Below are 18,533 nucleotides of genomic sequence, written 5' to 3'. Positions count from 1 at the left end.
GGCCAGCACGCCGGTGCGCACCGCCCGGCTCTGCCCCGCATTGGTCCCGTGCGACAGCACCCGCAGCGCGGGCAGTTCGGCCATCGCCGCCTGCAGCTCGGCCAGGGTCGTGTCCCGGCTGGCGTCGTTGACGAAGATCATCTCATAGGATCGCCCGGCGAAAGCCTCGGCGATTTCACGGGCCAGGGGCACGGCGGCGCCGGATTCGTCATGCACGGGCACGACGACGGAAATGTCGGGCGAGGAAGCGGAGCGGTCGATCATCGACGCTCTTTAACGCACGCCGCGCCTCGGCGAAACGGCGACGCGCGGCGTTGCGCCTCATGGCGCAAAAGCGCCGGGAGGCGGACAGCTTGACCACAGCACAATGGAGTCTCCGATGGCCGCCGCCTACGAACTGCCGCTTGAACTGCCCCACCCCGCCCTGCCTAAGGCCGACTGGGCCGACCGTTTCGGGGTCGAGGGCGTGGGAGAGCCGCTGACCGCCCGTCAGGCGATGGAGCGGATGATGACCAGCACCCCGGCCTGGATCGACCGACTGATGACCCTGCGCAACCGTCTGGTCCGCCTGGTAGGGCTGAAGTCAGCCCGGGCCGAAGGCTTCCCGGTGCTGGCCGAACGAAGCGATGAGATCGTCGTCGGCTTCGACGACCGTCATCTGGACTTCCGCCTGGTGATCCGCGTCGAACCCTCGCCCAGCGGCGCGGACCAGCGCGTCAGCGTCGCCACCCTGGTCGACCGGCACAACCTTTTCGGCCGCGCCTACATCGCCGTCGTCACCCCCTTCCACAAGCTGATCGTGACCCGAATGCTGGGCGCCCTTTCAAGCTGAAGCTTCCGGGGGCCGCACCCGGCGTGATACGACAGCGGCATGAACCGCCCGAACCTCGATCATTACATCGCCGGCTGGCGCGGCCCTGTTCTTGCGGCCCTGCTGGCCCTGATCGCGGGCCTGCCCAGCCTGTTGCTGCTGCCGCCGCTGGACCGGGACGAAAGCCGTTTCGCCCAGGCCACCGCCCAGATGCTGGAGGGCGGCGACTATGTCGACATCCGCTTCCAGGACGATCCGCGCTGGAAGAAGCCCGTCGGCATCTACTGGATGCAGGCGGCGGCCGTCGCCGCGACCTCGGACGTCGAGGACCGCAACATCCAGCCCTATCGCCTGCCGTCGCTGTTGGGCGCCATGCTGGCGGCCTGGGCCGTGGCCTGGGCGGGCGCCGCCCTGTTCGGCCAGAGGGCGGGCTTCCTGGCGGGCGCCATGCTGGGCGCCACCTTCCTGCTGTCCACCGAGGCGGGCATCGCCAAGACCGACGCCATGCTGGCGGGCCTGACCACGCTATCGATGGCGACGCTGGCGCGCATCTACATGTCCACGCGGGCGGGCGAGAAGGCGGACCGGCTGCACAAGCTGCTGTTCTGGGCGGGCATCGGCCTGTCCATCCTGATCAAGGGGCCGATCGGCCTGCTGGTCGTGGCCCTGACCATCATCGCCCTGTCGATCTGGGACCGGAACATCAAGTGGCTGGGCCAACTGGGCTGGGGCTGGGGTCTGCCGCTGGTGGCGCTGCTGGTGGGGCCGTGGGCCATCGCCATCACCATCGCCACCGACGGCGGCTTCTGGCGCGAGGCCATCGGCGGCGATCTGGCGCCCAAGATCGCGGGCGCGCACGAAAGCCACGGCGGCTTCCCCGGCATGTATGTGCTGCTGTCGCCGCTGCTGCTGTTCCCCGTCACCCTGATGCTGCCCGCCGCCCTGTCGACCGGCTGGCATCGCCGGGCCGAGCCCGCGATCCGCTTCGCCGTCTGCTGGCTGGTCCCGGCCTGGCTGATGTTCGAGCTGGCCCCGACCAAGCTGTGGCACTACACTCTGCCGACCTTCGGGGCGATCGCCCTGCTGGCCGCCGCCGCCCTGACCCAGCCGATCGGCAAGGTCTCGCGCGTGACCGGCGCCTTGCTGGGCCTGTTCGCCGCCGTGGTCATCTGCCTGATCACCGTCTACGGCCTGACCGAGTTCGGCCGCTCGACCGCCCAGACCTGGGCCACCGTCACCATCGTCTTCGCCGTCATGGCCGCCGCGATCGGGGGCTTCCTGCTGGTCAACCGCGCGGCGATCACCGGGGTGCTGATCGCCATCATCTTCGGCGTTCTGGCCCATGCGGGCCTAGCCGGGACCATCCGCCAGTTGCGCCCGCTGTCGATCGCGCCCCGCCTGGTCCAGACGCTGGAATCGGCCGAACTGAGCCCCGCCCAGGGCCGCTATCCGGGGCCGGTGGCCATCACCACCTTCCATGAGCCCAGCTTCGTCTTCCTGACCGGCAAGGACACCCAGTTGACCGACGGCGCCGGCGCCGCGCGCGCCCTGGCCGAGGGCCGCCCCGCCATCGTCGAGGCGCGCGACGACGAGGCCTTCCGCCGCGCCCTGGCCGATCTGGGCGCCGCCGGGCGGGCCGTCGGCGTGGTCAGCGGCCACAACTATTCCTCGGGCGACGACGTGCGCCTGACCGTCTATGCGCCCGCCGGATCAGGACAGAGAAGCCTGAACCAGGGAAGCCTGAACCAGGGAAGCCCGAACCAGGGGAGCACGCGCCGATGAGCCGCTTCATCCAGATCGTCGAGGTCGGCCCGCGCGACGGCCTGCAGAACGAAAAGGCGGTGCTGGAACCGGCCGTCCGCGCCGATTTCGTCCAGCGGCTGGAGACGGCCGGGGCGAAGCGCATCGAGGCCGTCAGCTTCGTCCACCCCAAATACGTACCCCAGATGGCGGGCGCCGAAGAGGTCATGGCCGCCCTGCCCCGCACTGAGGGCCGCAGCCGCATCGGCCTCGTCTTGAACGGCAAGGGTTACGACCGCGCGCTCGGCACGGCGGTGGACGAGGTCAATGTCGCCATGTCCGCCACCGACGGCTTCGGCCTGAAGAACCAGGGCCTCAGCGTCGACCAGCAGGTGCAGATGCTGTCCGAGATCATGGCCGGCCGCGCCAATGCAGACGGCGCGCCGGGCGCGACGCCCAGGCTGTCGGCCACCCTGTCCTGCGTCTGGGGCTGCCCCTTCGACGGCGAGGTCTCAGTCCAGCAGGTCAGCGACCTGGTCGCCCGCATCGCCGCCCTGGGCGTCGAGGAGATCGCCCTGGCCGACACCATCGGCGTCGGCGATCCCTGGAGCGTGACGAAGAAGGTCGAGGCCGCCCGCCAGGCCGCGCCGGATGCGACCCTGCGCCTGCATTTCCACGACACCCGCAACACGGGCCTCGCCAACGCCTATGCGGGCGTCGAAGCGGGCGTCGACGTACTGGACGCCTCGGTCGGCGGCATCGGCGGCTGTCCGTTTGCGCCCGGCGCGACCGGCAACATCGCCACCGAGGATCTGGTCTACATGCTGGAGCGCGCGGGGTATTCGACCGGCTACGACTTGGACGCCCTGATCGACACGGCCCGCTGGATCGGCGGCCAGATCGGCAAACCCAACCCCAGCGCCCTCAGCCGTGCGGGCGGGTGGCCGAACTGATCGCCAATTCGCCGTTTCCCCCGCATGCGGCTTTCCTATAGGACCGCCGGGACGACGTCTTCTTCCTTCCCGATTGCTGTACGAGATCCTCTTGGCCCAGCCGTTCAAGTCATTGATAAAGAGTATCCGACGCAGCCAACTACTGTTCGAGCGGCTGACGAAGATGCCAGGTCAACTGGAGGCGCTGAGGCGCGCGCTGGAGGACCATCGCCGTGAGATGCGTTTGCTCCACGGCCTCCAAACCTTGCCCGAGCGGCAGTTGTGGGAGGGGAAGCCGCCCAAGATCCCAGGCAAACCTCATGCTCACGCATTCCCCTACAGCACGGTTTGTCGTCAGGACAGCTTCGAAACTCCCTGGTTCTCGTACTGGGCGGAACGATTGGACGAAAGTTTGCGGTATCATCGCAAACTGTGGGAATTTGTCTTCATCTGCCAGGCCCTGTCGGAGCGCGACGCGGTACGGCCCGGCGCACGCGGCCTAGGCTTCGGCGTGGGATCGGAACCGCTCGGCGCCTATTTCGCTTCGGAAGGTTGCCGGATCACAGCGACCGACATGGCGGTGGAACGCGCAGAAGAGATGGGTTGGATTCTGACCAATGAGCACGCCGCGGGAAAGGCTGCCCTACGCAAACCAGCCGTTTGCCCGGATGACCTGTTCGACGCCAACGTTGAGTTCCGGACCTGCGACATGAACGATGTCTCGCAAGACCTGACGGGTTACGACTTCTGCTGGTCAGCCTGCGCTTTTGAACACCTAGGCTCCCTTGAGAAGGGCCTCGCCTTTGTCGAACGCTCAATTCAGTGCCTGAAGCCTGGCGGATGGGCCGTCCACACGTCCGAGTACAACTACGGCTCCAACGTCGAAACGATAGATCACGCCGATACGGTCCTCTACCGCAAGCAAGATTTGGAAGCTTTCGTCCGGAGGCTTGAAGACCAAGGACACCGGGTCGCGCCCCTGGACCTTCAGATGGGAACCGGCTTGGTCGAGCAGTATGTCGACGTCATGCCCTATCGAGATCAGCCCCATCTGCGGATGTCGCTTTGGGGGCACCCGACCACCTCGTTCGGCCTGATCATTCAGCGCGGCGAAAGCTAACCATGACCACCTTCAAGAAACGTGTAGCACGATTGCGCCGCAAGCTCTTCAACGGTCAGTCTCCCGCCGTCGCTAAAGGGGGCGGTTGCCAGGCTAACCGCTACTTCTACCTTGGCTCCGAACTCGCCATGGTGCGGCTCAACTGCGGTCATATGCTTTACGTTGATCCACTGGACGAACACGTCAGCGCCAACATCATTGCTCACGGCCACTGGGAAGCATCGGTCCACAAGGCCTTGTTACGATTGGTCCGCCCCGGCTTCCGGATCATCGAAGTCGGCGCCAATATCGGCTACTATACCGTCACCATGGCTGGAGCCGTTGGTCCGAACGGATTCGTCACCGCCTTCGACGGGAACCCGAGGCTAATAGGCTTGGTGCAGCGGTCCCTGCTGCTGAACGGCTACGCCCAGCGGGCGCGTCTCATTCCCAAGGCGGCGCTGGATCTGCCCAGCCAGATTGATTTTGTCATTTCAAGACGCAACTCAGGAGGGGGCTACGTTTCCCTCTGGAACGAGAACCCCTACGAAGACGGTCAGACGCTGAGCGTCGAAGCTGTGCGTATCGATGACCAGGAGCTAGGGCAGGCGGACTTGATCCGTATCGACGCCGAAGGTTCGGAGCCCTTCATTCTACGTGGAGCAGAACAAACCCTGCGCGCCAACCCGGACATCATCCTATGCTTGGAATGGAGCATCGTGCAGATGGGGTCGCGGACATCTGTGCCGGACTTTGTCAATTGGCTCGACGCTCTGGGGTTCGGCTTCTGGAGGATTGAGACTGACTCCAGTCTGACACCCTTGTCAAAGGAACAGATGTCCGCTTTGCCGAACTGCGACGTTATTGCAGCGCGGCACCCTCTGACGACCTAACCCGTCGGTTGCGAATTGCATTTCTGAGCCTGCCGATCAGTTGTTTCGTTCGTCCCGCCGTGTGCAACGGCGGTCGGGAAGGCGGGGCCATTTTCGCGCGATAACCGTCCAGCGTGAGCTTATAGATGGAGCACTCGGGATGAAGCCTGATCGCTTCCTCAATCGCGCTTATCGCTCCCTTCCTATCGTCACCCGCCAACTGGATGACAGACAACCAGTACCAGAGGTGCGCAGAAGCCGGCAGTTTCCGAACGGCCTCGTCAGCGATAGGAATCGCCTCCGGCGCCCTGCCACTGGCTACCAGGCCGTCAGCGTAAGCCACGAGATAGGTCGGATCGCGATTAGACCGCACCGTAGCGGCCTCATATAAAACAAGCGCCTCCTCGTGCCGCCTCATCTGGCCCAGACGAGTGGCAAGAGCCGTCATTGCTCCAGGGTTATCGGGCGCAAGCTCCAATGACTTGCGCGCTAGCTTCAGCCCCCATTCCATACGCCGCTGCGGCTGTAAATTTGCGAGCAGCATATGGTGTATGGAACTAGTTCGACGCCTCCGACGCGCTTCCCTACGCATCTCATCAGCATCCAAGGTTCCATCTAGAACCTGGAGTACGAGATTTCCCAACAACCCGATTTCACCCAGAAAGGTTGTGGAGGGATGCCCGCAATGCGGCAACATAATGCGCTCGATCGCAATCGCCTCTTCGATGAGCTTTACATGGAGCAGGTCGTCGCCCGAGGGATCAAAGATGACCACCGGTTTCGCCGTGGCGTTCAAAGTTCCATCAACCTCGGGCAACCACCGGATGCGCTGGCTGTCCTGCAGCCAGCGCACTTCAAATGGCGCTTTCTCAGGATCGATTGAGTACTGCGGCGAAAGCGCCAACACAGCATTGGCACCCGCCGCCTCGGCGAAGCGCAAAGCGGCATAGCCGCCCATGCTTGAGCCATAGGTCATGACGCGCTGTGCGCCTGCTGTCGCCTCGCGAACGGCCAGCATGGCTGCGCCCATCTCGGGGTATTGATACCAATCCTCACGAACGCCCATCACATGGACAGCCGAGACGCCCGCCTTGCGAAAAAACTCTTCGCCAAACGCCGGACGATCAAATCCATGACCAATACCGTAGTTATCAAATGTCACAACCCAGCGACGAATATCCGAAGCAGGAACACTACGGACAACGACATTGTCGCTACGAAAAAGGTCGAGCATTCAAACTCCTTGCCGACCTCTTTAGACTGATTTTAGGCGAAATGATAAAAATACGGCGCGTTCCGAACAGAACGCGCCGTATTCCCTACAGATTCAGCAGCGCCGGATCTCCGCCCTGGGCGGCGATGTTGATGCTGATGGCCTTTTCGGCGGCGTAGCGGATCAGGCTGTTGGGGCCGCCGGCTTTCGGGCCGGTGCCGGACAGGCCTTCGCCGCCGAAGGGCTGGACGCCGACCACCGCGCCGATGATCGAGCGGTTGACGTAGACGTTGCCCGCCGGGACCAGCTCCATCACTTCCTTGGCGAAGGCGTCGATACGGCTGTGGACGCCCAGCGTCAGGCCGAAGCCGCGCGCCGCCAGCTTGCCGGCGACCTTTTCCAGATCCTTCGGCTCATAACGATAGACGTGCAGGATCGGGCCGAAGACTTCGCGCTCGAGGAAGTCCGGGGTCGGGATCTCGGCGATGGTCGGAGCGAACAGGTCGCCCTTGTCAGCGCCGGCCGGCAGTTCGGCGCGGGCGATGATCTTGGCTTCTTTCGACAAGCGCTCGACGTGGGCTTCCAAGTTGGCGCGGCTTTCGGCGTCGATCACCGGGCCGATGTCGGTCTTGGCGTCGGTCGGGTCGCCCAGCACCTGGGCCGCCAGGGCGCCCTTCAGGCCCTCGATCAGGGCGTCGGCCGAATCCTTGGGCGCATAGAGGACGCGCAGGGCCGAGCAACGCTGCCCCGCCGAACCGAAAGCCGACAGGATGACGTCGTCGATGATCTGTTCCTTCAGCGCCGTAGTGTCGACGAACATGCCGTTCAGGCCGCCCGTTTCAGCGATGAAGGGGATGATGGCGCCCGGACGCGCGGCCAGGCCGCGATTGATGCTCGAGGCGGTGTCGGTGCCGCCGGTGAAGGCCACGCCGTCGATGCCCGGATGGCCGGTCAGGGCCACGCCGACCGTCTCGCCGCGACCGGGAACCAGGGCCAGCAGGTCGGGGTTCAGACCGGCCTTGTAATAGAGGCGCACGGCTTCGGCAGCGATCAGCGGCGTCTGTTCGGCGGGCTTGGCCACGACGGCGTTGCCGGCGGCGAGCGCAGCGGCGATCTGGCCGGTGAAGATGGCCAGCGGGAAGTTCCACGGGCTGATGCAGCCGAAGACGCCGCGGCCGTGCAGGACCAGTTCGTTGGTCTCGCCGGTCGGGCCCTTCAGGGTCTGGCGGCCGCCGAAGTCGCGCTCGGCCAGCAGGGCGTAGTAGCGGCAGAAGTCGGCGGCTTCGCGCACCTCGGCCACGCCGTCGTTCAGCGTCTTGCCCGCTTCACGCGACAGCAGGGCGACCAGACGGTCCAGATCGGCTTCCAGGGCGTCGGCCATGGCGCGCAGCACCGGGGCGCGGCCCGCGCCGCCCAGACGGTCCCAGGCGAACTGGGCGTTGGCGGCGGCGTTAACGGCGGCGTCGACGTCCTCGACCGAGGCTTCCGACACATGGCCCAGGATGCGGGTGCGGTCGTAGGGGTTGGTGACGTCCTGGGCGTTCACGCCGGCGCGCAGCTTGCCGCCGATGATCGGGCCGGCGGTCAGCTTCTCGCTGTCGACGCGCTCCAGAGCCGCCGCATGACGCTCGCGGTCGGAAGCCTGCGAATAGTCGCGGCCGAGGGAGTTCTGGCGGTCACCGTAGATGTTCATGGGTACAGGGATCTTCGGATGGCGGTCAGGCTGGGCCTCGACCGAGGAGATGGGATCGGCGGCCACGTCGGCCGCAGGCACGCGCTCGTCCAGCAGGGCGTGGACGAAGGAGGAGTTGGCGCCGTTCTCCAGCAGGCGGCGCACCAGATAGGGCAGCAGTTCTTCGTGGCCGCCGACGGGGGCGTAGGCGCGCACGACGACGTCGCCCCACTCGGCCTTGGCGCCGTCATACAGGGCCTCGCCCATGCCGTGCAGGCGCTGGAACTCGATGGTCACGCCGCGATCGGCGGCCATGCGGTGCACGGCGGCCAGGGTGTGGGCGTTGTGGGTGGCGAACTGCGAGAAGATGTAGGGCGAGGCCTCGATCAACGCCTTGGCGCAGACCAGATAGTTCAGGTCGGTCGCCGGCTTGGTCGTGAAGACAGGATAGTCGGTGCGGCCGTTGACCTGGGCCAGCTTGATCTCGGTGTCCCAATAGGCGCCCTTGACCAGGCGCACCATCAGGCGACGGCCCGAGGACTTGGCTAGTTCGGCCAGCTTGGCCACCGTCTCGGTCGTGCGCTTCTGATAGGCCTGAACCGCGAGGCCCAGGCCTTGCCAGTCGCCCAGCGCCGGTTCACGGGCCAGCCGCTCCAGCAGCTTCAGCGACAGGGCCAGACGGTCGGCCTCTTCGGCGTCGATGGTGTAGTTGATGTCGTACTTGGCGGCGATCAGCGCCAGACGCAGGATGCGGGGATACAGCTCTTCCCAGACCCGGTCCTCCTGCACCGCCTGATAGCGCGGCGACAGGGCCGACAGCTTGACCGAGACGCCGTGGCCGCGCTCGGGCCCTTCGCCCTTGGCGGTCTTGCCCACGGCCTCGATGGCGTCGGCGTAGATCTTCTCATAGCGTTCGGCGTCTTCGGCGGTGCGGGCGCCCTCGCCCAGCATGTCGAAGCTGCACAACCATTCCTCGCGGTCCGACCGCTTCAGCGCGCCCTCGATGGTGCGGCCGACGACGAACTGCTCGCCCATGATCTTGACGGCGGTGGCGACGGCCTGACGGATGACCGGCTCGCCCAGACGCCCGACCAGACGCTTGAGGAAGTTCGGCAGGTCGCTGCGCGCCTCATCGTCGACGTCGACCAGCTTGCCGGTCAGCATCAGACCCCAGGTCGAGGCGTTGACGAACAGGCTGTCCGACTGGCCCATGTGGCTGGCCCAGTCGGCCGAACCGATCTTCTCGGCGATCAGGCGGTCGCGGGTGCCCGCATCCGGCGTGCGCAACAGGGCCTCGGCCAGGCACATCAGGGCCAGACCTTCACGAGTGCCCAGGCTGAATTCCTGCAGGAAGCTTTCGACCACGCCCTGGCGCTTCTGGCTCTTGCGGGCGCTTTCGACCAGACCGACAGCGTCGTTCAGGACCGCCGCACGACCGTCAGGCGTCAGCGGTTCGGAAGCCAGCAGTTCGGCCACCACCTCACGTTCATCCCGGTACTTGTTCCGGTCCAGCTCATCCCAATGGCGAAGATCGGTCGGCGTCATGAAATCCATCCTGTGAATTTCCGCATATATGACGTTCCATGCCGAATGTGCATCACATCATGGCAGTGAAAGCCGCACAGAATTCGGGTGATCGCAGAATCTTCTGATAATTCGCTCACTCAAAAATGAGGTGCGGCTCAACATGGCCGTTCGCGAAGAGGTGAAGCCTGTTCACATCCTGCTCTATCATGCCGTCTCGCCTTCGTCATGCGGAGCGTCTAGAAGTTTCGCCTTCGCGAAACGGCTCAAGGCCCTATCGACTTCATGCGCATTGTTCTGGTCACCGACGCCTGGGAGCCTCAGGTCAACGGCGTCGTCCGCACCCTGACCCGCACCGTGGCCGAATGCCGCGCCATGGGCCATGAGGTCGAGGTCATCGAACCGAGCCAGTTCAAGACCATCCCCTGCCCGACCTATCCCGAGATCCGCCTGGCTCTGGGCGCCGAGGAAGAGATTCGCGAACGCCTGCGCGCCTTCGAGCCGGAAGCCGTCCACATCGCCACCGAAGGCCCCCTGGGCATCGCCACGCGGCGCATCTGCGTGGAGTGGAAGCTGCCGTTCACGACCAGCTATCACACCAAATTCCCGGAATACGTCTCGGCCCGTTTCCCGATCCCGGTGCAGGTCGGCTACGCCTATATGAAGTGGTTCCACAAGCCGTCGGGCCGACTGATGGTCGCCACGCCGACCCTGCGCGACGAACTGGTCGAGCACGGCTTCAAGAACGTCTCGCCCTGGACGCGCGGCGTCGACACCGATCTGTTCCGTCCCGATCTGGAGCCGATCTACAAGGAGATGGGCGGCGAAAACTGGCCCCGCCCCTTCTTCCTCAACGTCGGCCGGGTGGCGGTCGAGAAGAACATCGAGACCTTCCTCGGTCTGGACCTGCCCGGCACCAAGATCATCGTCGGCGACGGCCCGGCCCGCGCCGAGCTTGAGGAAAAATACCCCGACGCGAAATTCCTCGGCGCCAAGTTCGGCGAGGATCTGGCGCGCTGCTTCGCCGACGCCGACGTCTTCGTCTTCCCCAGTTGGACCGACACCTTCGGTCTGGTGATCCTGGAAGCCATGGGCACGGGCACGCCGGTCGCCGCCTATCCGGCGCATGGCCCGATCGACATCATCCCAGGCTCGGGCGCCGGCTTCATCGACGACGACCTGAAGACCGCCTGCCTGAAATGCCTGGAGCTGGATCGCAAGGACGTCCGCGCCTATGCGGAGAAGTTCAGCTGGCGCGCCTCGGCCGAGCAATTCATCGAGAACCTGCAGCCCTATCCTGAACCCGCACGCGGCCGCTTCTGGCGCCGCCTGCGCCGGGTGGCGCGCCTGAGACGCCGCGCGGCGGCCTGATCGCTCGGCAAATACGGAACCGACAAGAAAAAACGCCCCGGACCAGGTCCGGGGCGTTTCACATTTCAGGTCTGCTCGCCGCTTAGTTCGGACGGGCCATCGAGGTCATGGCCGAGGCCTTGGCGCGTTCGGCGGCCAGCTCGTCGGCGACCAGCGGCACCAGGCCGCGATCCTGCAGATAGCCGCCGCGTCCCGCCGAGCCGTCAGACATGAACTCCTGAACGAACTGTTCGAGGCCCGGCGTCACGCCGATGTGGGCCTTCTTGACGTAGATGTAGAGGCTGCGGGCCAGCGGGTAGGAACCGTCGGCGATGGTGGCGACCGAGGGGGCCACGCCGTCGATGGTCTCGGCTTTCACCGTGTCCATGTTCTGCTCGAGGAAGGAGAAGCCGAACACGCCCAGCGAGCCCGGCGTGCGGGTCAGAGTCTGGACGATGGCGTTGTCGTTCTCACCCGAGTCGATCCAGGCGCCGTCTTCACGCAGGGTATGGGCCACGGTCTCGAAGCGGGTCTTGTCCTGCTTCTCGATGGCGGCGACGGCCGGGATCAGCTTGGCGCCCGGCGCCATGCCCAGCTCCAGGAAGGCGTCGCGCGTGCCCGAGGTCGGCGGCGGGCCGTAGACCTGGATGCGGGTGGCCGGCAGGGCCTTGTTGACCTCGTTCCAGGTCTTGGCGGCGTTGACGCCCAGCTGGCCGTCGGCGCCCGGCGTTTCCTTGGCCAGGGCCTCATAGAGGTCATTCAGTTCGAGATTGAAGCTCTGGCCCGTGCGGGCGGTGGCGACGACGATGCCGTCGTAACCGATCTTGATCTCGACGATGTCGGTGACGCCGTTCTCGACGCAGCGGTCGAACTCGCTCTGCTTCATCGGACGCGAGGCGTTGGCGATGTCCGGGGTCGAGGGGCCGACGCCCGAACAGAAGGCCTGGATGCCGCCGCCGGTGCCGAGGGATTCGACGCGGGGGGCCGAGCCGCCGCCGCCGTTGCGGGCGAAGGTCTCAGCCACGCGGGTGGCGAAGGGGAAGACGGTCGAGGAGCCGGCGGCCCAGATGCCCGTCCGGGCCTTCTGCGAGCCGGGGGCGCCGCCCTCGTTGTTTCCGCAGGCCGCCAGGGCCAGCAGGGCGGCCGCGCAGGCCGTGAACTTCAGTGTACGGATCATGGCCGGACCTTCTCCAGTCGTCAGTGTGCGACGCTTAAAGCAGGAGATTGTGACGGTCCGGCCAGACCTTTGTGACAGTCAGGGCAAACCTGCCCGATACGTCGTCAGAGCAGGCGCTTGCGCATGATCTGGGACAGGGTGTCGATCAGGGTCACGGCGATGACCACGATGATGACGATGGCGGACACGGCCTTGAAGTTGAAGGCGTTCATGCTGTCGAACAGCACTTGGCCGATGCCGCCGGCGCCGATCAGGCCCAGCACCGTGGCCGAGCGGCTGTTCGATTCGAAGCGGTAGAGGGCGAACGAGGTCCACAGCGGCGCCACCTGCGGAATCACGCCCCAGACGATCTCGTGCAGCTTGGAGGCGCCGGTGGCGCGCACGCCCTCGACCGGACCCTTGTCGATGGACTCGACCGCTTCGGAGAACAGCTTGGCCAGGACGCCCGCCGTGTTCAGGGTGATGGCCAGGACGCCGGCCAGAGGCCCCAGGCCCACGGCGGTGACGAACAGCAGGCCGATCACCAGATCCGGCACCGAGCGCAGCAGGTTCATCAGCCAGCGCACCGGCGTCACGACCCAGGCCGGAGCCATGTTGCGGGCGGCGGCCAGGCCCAGCGGAATGCCGAACAGCACGGCCAGGAAGGTGCCCCACAGAGCGATCTGGACGGTCTCCCACATCTTGGCGACGAACATCTTCCAGTCGGAGAAGTCCGGCCGCAGCAGGTCGTGGACGAACATCTTCATGCTGTCGTTGCCCGAGAACAGGCGCGAGATGTTGCCCAGGTCGACGGCGTCGACGCTGTACAGCAGGACGGCGATCACGCCGCCCCAGACCAGAACGTCCATCGCCCAGGAGACGGCGGACTTTTGCGGCGCGGCCGGAACCGGCGACGTCGGAAGCGGAGCTGCGGTCAAGGTTGGACCTCGCGCAGGCTGCGCAGGCGCTGAAGCTCGGCTTCGGCGGCGGCGACGCCGGCCTTGTCGCCCTTGGCTTCGGCTTCGCCGCGCTTCTGGTCGGCGATCATCTCGCGGATCGGGTTGAGATAGGAATCATCGGCCGGGGCGAAGCGCGAATACTCCAGGCCCGCCAGCACCTTGCGCTGGCGCTCGGCCTCGGGGCCTTCGCCCTGGCCGTAGGTCAGGAAGAAGCCGCGGATCTTCTCCTTCAGAGCCGGGTCCAGGTCTTCACGCACGACGATGCCGCTCTCGGGCACCGGCGGCGAGGTCCAGATCTCTTCGATCTGATCGGCCAGCTGGGCGTTCTCGCGACGCATGAAGACCAGGTTGACGCTGTTGGAGGTCGCCACGTCGATCACGCCAGTAGCCACGCCAAAGGCGTTGGCCTGATGGTTGGCCGAGCGCACGGTCTTGAAGCACTGCGACGGCACGACGCCGCGCGCGTTGAACAGGAAGGTCATGGGCGCCAGCGTGCCCGAGGTCGACTGGGCGTCGCCGATGCCGAAATTGTACTGCTTGCCGCAGGCCAGAACCTTGTCCAGCGTGATGCCCGAGCCCTTCTTGACGATCAGGGTCGACTGATAGCTGTCCAGGCCCTCGCGGTTGACGGTGCGGGCGATGACCTCGGCGTTGGCGCGGTCGATGGCTTCGACCTCGGGCTTGGCCGAGAACCAGCCCACCTGGGTGTGATTGCCGCGCATGGCCTCGACCAGGACGGTGTAGTTCGAGCCGAAGTAGGGCTTCACCGGCACGCCGACAGCCTTGGACATGTCGTCCAGAAGCGGCTGCCACAGCGGGCCGGCCGAGGCCTGGCCTTCCGCCGACAGAATGGAGAAGGTCAGTTCGGTCGGGGCGGCGCCCGACGTCTTCTGATCGCCGCCGCCGCAGGCGGCGAGGCCCAGGGTCACGGCGGCGACAGCGGCGGCGCCCAGCAGGCGGCGAGTGATGGCGGTGCGGGTCATGCCTTGGCTTCCCAGAACGCGTCCTCGTATTCGGGACCGTAGATTTCGATCAGGCGCTGCGTGTCCAGGCCCGTGGACGGACCGTCATAGACCACCTTGCCCTTCTGCAGGGCGACGACGCGGTCGCAATAGCGGATGGCGTAGTCCACCTGGTGCAGGGTGACGATGACGCCCATGCCGTCGCGCTGGTTCAGCTCGACCAGCAACTCCATCACCTTACGGGCGGACACCGGGTCCAGCGAGGCGACGGGCTCGTCGGCCAGAATGGCCTGGGCGCCCTGGACGATGGCGCGGGCGATGGCGCCGCGCTGCTGCTGACCGCCCGACAGGGTGTTGGCGCGCTGGGCGGCGTATTCGGACACGCCGACGCGGTGCAGGGCCGCCATGGCCTTGTCCTTATCCGCCTTGGGCCACAGGCCGATCAGGCCGCGCCAGCCGGGCAGGCGCCCCAGGCTTCCCAACATGACGTTGGAGAAGAGGCTGAGACGTCCGACCAGGTTGAACTGCTGGAAGATCATGCCCAGGCGACCGCGGGCGCGGCGCACGGCGCCGGTGATGCGGCCGTTCTGCTGGACCGTTTCGCCGAAGACCTGGATCACTCCCTTGCCGGAATCGATCGGGTGCAGACCCGTGATCGAACGCAGCAAGGTGGACTTGCCCGAACCGGAGGGACCAATCAGGGCGACCATTTCACCGGCGCCGACCTCGACGGACACGCCGTCGAGCGCCTTTCTGGCCCCGTAGGTCTTCGAGACGTCGCGAACGGACGCGACGGCGGCTGTTGAAGAACTCATGAACCCATGGATGAGGTTGCGACAAAGGGGGCGCCGCATGACGCGAGACGGGCGCAAGGGCAAGTCTTAATGGCATGTCTGCGTCGATTTCGTCCAGTGCGGCGCCGATTCCGCGAAGCGCTGCGGCGCGCGGACCATGCAACCCCGCCATGAAATTTCCACTTTACATGACAGTCCAATGCCCCCATATCGCGCGTTCCGGCGGACCCCGTAGGTCCTACTTGCGCCGCTAACGCCGGGTCTGGGTTAACAATCATCAGGGGGTTACGTGAATTGCACACGTACCAGCTTCCCCTGGACCTGGTCCGTCAGCGGTCCCCGGAGCGTCCGGTCGCACTCGTGCGTCCCCGCTCCGTTGCCGTAGCGGCGCAGTGGTTCCAGGATAATCTAAAAGCCGACGTCTTCTATGCTGTGAAGGCGAACCCTTCGCGTTGGATCATCGAGGTTCTGGTCGAGAACGGCGTCAACGCCTTCGACGTCGCCTCCCTGGCCGAGATCGAACTGGTTCGGTCGGTCAGCCCGAACGCGCGCCTGGCCTTCATGCATCCGGTCAAGAGCCGCGGCGCGATCAAGGCCGCCTACGCCGACCACGGCGTGCGCACCTTCGTGCTCGACAGCCATGACGAGCTGCAGAAGATCCTCGACGTCACCGACAACGCCGACGACCTGAACCTGATCGTCCGCATGGGCGTGTCGGCGGACGGCGCCGCCTATTCCCTGTCGGGCAAGTTCGGCGTCACGCCGGACCAGGCCCCCGCCCTGCTGCTGGCCACGCGCCATGCGGTCAAGGACGGCCTGATGGGCGTCAGCTTCCACGTCGGTTCGCAATGCATGCGCCCCTCGGCCTATGAGGCGGCGATGACCCAGGTCGGCCGCGCCATCAAGAAGGCCGGCGTCTTCGTCGACATCGTCGACGTCGGCGGCGGCTTCCCTTCGGTCTACCCGGGCATGGTCCCGCCGGACCTGAGCGAATACGCCGACGCCATCCATCGCGGCTTCAACGAAATGCCGGTGTCGGAAACGACCGAGCTGTGGTGCGAACCCGGCCGGGCGCTGGTGGCCGAGGCCTCGTCGGTGCTGTGCCGCGTGGACCTGCGCAAGGGCGACGCCCTGTATCTGAACGACGGGTCTTACGGCTCGCTGTTCGACGCCACCCACTCGCGCTGGCCCTTCCCGACCAAGCTGGTCCGGGACGGCGAGTCGTCGTCGGAGCTGAAGCCCTATCGCTTCTATGGTCCGACCTGCGACAGCATCGACCACATGCCGGGCCCGTTCTGGCTGCCGGCCGACGTCCAGGAAGGCGACTTCATCGAGATCGGCATGATGGGCGCCTATGGCGTCGCCATGTCGACCGGCTTCAACGGCTATGGCGAACACGAGATCGCCGCCGTCGAGGACGCCCCCATGGGCTCGATGTACGGCCTGGCGCCGCGCTCCATCCCGACCGTGCGCACCACGGCCGAGGAGAACGCCCGCAAGGTCGTCCGCCTGTCGCGTCCCAAGGGCAAGGCGGGCCAGCGCAAGCGCAAGCGCTGATCCATCGCATCACGCCTTGAACTGAAAAATGTCTCAAGGCTTTGGTACAAGCAGCGGCCCGTCGCTCCGTCCGGGCCGCTGTTCCTTATTGACGACGGGCGCTCAAACCAAAGGGAAACCCGAGAGATGAACGCACCGGTTCGTTCCAACGCCAAGGCGGAGCTCCTGGCCACGACCGTCGAGCACATCGACATCACCAGCTTCGACGCGCGCCCGATCATCGATTCCATGCGCAAGATGTCGTTCTCCTCGCGCGACACCGCCCGCGCGGCCGACATCTTCAACATGGCCCTGGAAGACGAGACCTGCTCGCCGTGGCTGATTCTGGCCGGTTCGACCTCGGCCGGCGGCTGCATGGACGTCTACCGCGACATGGTGAAGTTCGGCATGGTCGACGCCGTGGTCGCCACCGGCGCCTCGATCGTCGACATGGACTTCTTCGAAGCCCTGGGCTTCAAGCACTATCAGGCCGCCGGCGAGGTGGACGACAACATCCTGCGCTCGCACTACATCGACCGCATCTACGACACCTACATCGACGAAGAAGAACTGCAGGCCTGCGACCACGCCATCTATGAGATCGCCAGCCGCCTGGAGCCGCGCGGCTATTCCTCGCGCGAGTTCATCTGGGAAATGGGCAAGTGGCTGTCGGAAGGCAACGCCAAGAAGCCCGGCTCGCTGATCCAGACCGCCTATGAAGAAGGCGTGCCGATCTTCTGCCCGGCCTTCGTCGACTCATCGGCCGGCTTCGGCCTGGTCAAGCACCAGAAGGAGCGTATGGCCGAGGGCAAGCCCTACATGATGCTGGACGCCATCGCCGACTTCCGCGAACTGACCGACGTCAAGATCGCAGCGGGCACCACGGGCCTGTTCATGGTCGGCGGCGGCGTGCCGAAGAACTTCGCCCAGGACACCGTCGTCTGCGCTGAAATCCTTGGCGTTGACGCCGACATGCACCGCTACGCCGTGCAGATCACGGTGGCCGACGTGCGCGACGGCGCCTGCTCGTCCTCGACGCTGCAGGAAGCCGCTTCGTGGGGCAAGGTCCAGACCACCTACGAACAGATGGTCTTCGCCGAAGCCACGACCGTCGTGCCGCTGATCGGTTCGGACGCCTATCACCGCGGCGCCTGGAAGAAGCGCCAGCCGCGCCGCTGGAACAAGCTGTTCGGCAAGTAAGACCGAAGCGGATCGGAAGGCGCCGCCTTCCGATCCCGCGTTGAAAGACGAGGGCCGGCGGAGCGATCCGCCGGCCCTTTTCCTTAGGCCACGCAACGGCGGTCCACGCCAATCTGGGAACCTCCGGCCGGGCGGCCCGCTTGTCTTGTACGAGCAAGGAGACCATCCATGACCGATCCCGCCGCCGAAAACGAAGACGCCCGCGAGGCCGCCGCCATGGGCGAGAAACCCGATCTGGGCCACGTCGAGGATGCCCTGAAGAAGGCTCTGCAAGGCAGCGATTCAGGGTCCGACACTCGCGCAGGCTCGCTGCGGGGCGGCTCGGCTTCCGGCTCGGAGATCGACCCGGATCAGGACGTCATCAACGCCGACATCGCCCGCCAGGGCCGCGAAATGGCCGAAACTCGAACTCGTCCATCCGGCGGACCGGAACAGGCGCGCAAGTCGACGGGCCAGCCCGGCGACGACGTGGACGCTCCTACCGGGTGAACCGCCTTGCTGCCGCCGCACGGATAGGCCACGGTGCAAATAGTCGCATAGGGATTAAGGACGTAGGCTGAATGAAGCGTAGCGTGGCAACCGCCGTCTTGGCGCTGAGCGTCGGCTTGGCGGCGTGCGATGACCGCAGTCAGGCCGCGCCCGAAGCCGAATCGCTCGCGGTCGCCGCCGCCAAACCAGCGACGGAGGCCGCGCCTGCTGCGGCGGCGCCCGTT

At 65.9% G+C, this 18,533-nt stretch carries 16 protein-coding genes; 9 read left to right on the top strand and 7 right to left on the bottom strand.

Annotated features, from left to right (window positions below; genetic code table 11):
* The coding region (locus tag RT567_RS05340) for a glycosyltransferase (protein ID WP_313574843.1) at positions 1-264 on the bottom strand (264 nt) is incomplete at its 3' end.
* A gap of 115 nt (positions 265-379) precedes the next feature.
* Here RT567_RS05340 and RT567_RS05335 point away from each other — a divergent pair.
* The 5 genes from RT567_RS05335 (at position 380) to RT567_RS05315 (ending at position 5,475) form a co-directional block, all read left to right on the top strand.
* Positions 380-832, top strand: a complete 453-nt coding sequence (locus RT567_RS05335) for a DUF2867 domain-containing protein (protein WP_313574841.1) — start codon at positions 380-382, stop codon at positions 830-832.
* Positions 833-871: 39 nt separating this feature from the next.
* Positions 872-2,593, top strand: a complete 1,722-nt coding sequence (locus tag RT567_RS05330) for a glycosyltransferase family 39 protein (RefSeq protein ID WP_313574839.1) — start codon at positions 872-874, stop codon at positions 2,591-2,593.
* A complete protein-coding gene (locus tag RT567_RS05325; RefSeq protein ID WP_313574837.1) occupies positions 2,590-3,504 on the top strand; it encodes a hydroxymethylglutaryl-CoA lyase in 915 nt (304 codons plus the stop codon). The genes RT567_RS05330 and RT567_RS05325 overlap by 4 nt, the downstream gene beginning before the upstream one ends.
* Positions 3,505-3,595: 91 nt before the next feature.
* Positions 3,596-4,603 (top strand): class I SAM-dependent methyltransferase, encoded by a 1,008-nt coding sequence (locus RT567_RS05320; RefSeq protein WP_313574835.1) that lies wholly within the window; start codon positions 3,596-3,598, stop codon positions 4,601-4,603.
* Between the two features lie 2 nt (positions 4,604-4,605).
* A complete protein-coding gene (locus RT567_RS05315; protein ID WP_313574834.1) occupies positions 4,606-5,475 on the top strand; it encodes an FkbM family methyltransferase in 870 nt (289 codons plus the stop codon).
* On the opposite strand, the gene RT567_RS05310 is transcribed toward RT567_RS05315, so the two are convergent.
* Both RT567_RS05310 and putA read right to left on the bottom strand, forming a co-directional pair.
* Positions 5,444-6,688, bottom strand: coding sequence for a hypothetical protein (locus tag RT567_RS05310; RefSeq protein ID WP_313574832.1), 1,245 nt, complete (start codon positions 6,686-6,688; stop codon positions 5,444-5,446). The genes RT567_RS05315 and RT567_RS05310 overlap by 32 nt on opposite strands.
* A gap of 85 nt (positions 6,689-6,773) precedes the next feature.
* Positions 6,774-9,884: a bifunctional proline dehydrogenase/L-glutamate gamma-semialdehyde dehydrogenase PutA gene (gene putA, locus RT567_RS05305; RefSeq protein WP_313574831.1), complete on the bottom strand. Its 3,111-nt coding sequence runs from the start codon at positions 9,882-9,884 to the stop codon at positions 6,774-6,776.
* Positions 9,885-10,148: 264 nt separating this feature from the next.
* On the opposite strand from putA, the gene RT567_RS05300 reads away from it, so the two are divergent.
* Entirely contained in the window at positions 10,149-11,234 is a 1,086-nt protein-coding gene (locus RT567_RS05300; RefSeq protein WP_313574829.1) for a glycosyltransferase family 1 protein, read from the top strand.
* An 82-nt stretch (positions 11,235-11,316) separates the two neighbouring features.
* On the opposite strand, the gene RT567_RS05295 is transcribed toward RT567_RS05300, so the two are convergent.
* The 4 genes from RT567_RS05295 to phnC form a co-directional block, all read right to left on the bottom strand.
* Positions 11,317-12,390 (bottom strand): substrate-binding domain-containing protein, encoded by a 1,074-nt coding sequence (locus RT567_RS05295; RefSeq protein WP_313574827.1) that lies wholly within the window; start codon positions 12,388-12,390, stop codon positions 11,317-11,319.
* A 104-nt stretch (positions 12,391-12,494) separates the two neighbouring features.
* On the bottom strand, positions 12,495-13,238 hold the full coding sequence (phnE, locus tag RT567_RS05290; RefSeq protein WP_313574845.1) for a phosphonate ABC transporter, permease protein PhnE: 744 nt from the start codon (positions 13,236-13,238) through the stop codon (positions 12,495-12,497).
* 65 nt (positions 13,239-13,303) lie between these two features.
* The gene (gene phnD / locus RT567_RS05285) at positions 13,304-14,311 is read right to left on the bottom strand and encodes a phosphate/phosphite/phosphonate ABC transporter substrate-binding protein (protein ID WP_313574825.1); all 1,008 of its coding nucleotides are present in this window, start codon (positions 14,309-14,311) and stop codon (positions 13,304-13,306) included.
* Positions 14,308-15,105 carry a phosphonate ABC transporter ATP-binding protein gene (gene phnC / locus RT567_RS05280; protein WP_313574823.1) on the bottom strand — a complete coding sequence of 266 codons (798 nt, stop codon included), beginning with the start codon at positions 15,103-15,105 and terminating at the stop codon, positions 14,308-14,310. Before phnC ends, phnD begins: the two co-directional genes overlap by 4 nt.
* Before the next feature lie 273 nt (positions 15,106-15,378).
* On the opposite strand from phnC, the gene RT567_RS05275 reads away from it, so the two are divergent.
* The 3 genes from RT567_RS05275 (at position 15,379) to RT567_RS05265 (ending at position 18,309) form a co-directional block, all read left to right on the top strand.
* Positions 15,379-16,641: a type III PLP-dependent enzyme gene (locus tag RT567_RS05275; RefSeq protein WP_313574822.1), complete on the top strand. Its 1,263-nt coding sequence runs from the start codon at positions 15,379-15,381 to the stop codon at positions 16,639-16,641.
* A gap of 126 nt (positions 16,642-16,767) precedes the next feature.
* Complete coding sequence (locus tag RT567_RS05270; RefSeq protein WP_313574820.1) at positions 16,768-17,820, top strand: 1,9-bis(guanidino)-5-aza-nonane synthase; 1,053 nt, start codon at positions 16,768-16,770, stop codon at positions 17,818-17,820.
* A 168-nt stretch (positions 17,821-17,988) separates the two neighbouring features.
* Complete coding sequence (locus tag RT567_RS05265; protein ID WP_313574818.1) at positions 17,989-18,309, top strand: ribonuclease; 321 nt, start codon at positions 17,989-17,991, stop codon at positions 18,307-18,309.
* The last annotated feature ends 224 nt before the right edge of the window (positions 18,310-18,533 follow it).

Origin of the sequence: Brevundimonas sp. (genome assembly GCF_032107865.1) — a bacterium.
GTDB lineage: Bacteria > Pseudomonadota > Alphaproteobacteria > Caulobacterales > Caulobacteraceae > Brevundimonas.
The sequence above is the reverse complement of the archived record's forward strand: the minus strand, read 5'-3'. Positions and strand labels throughout refer to the sequence as shown.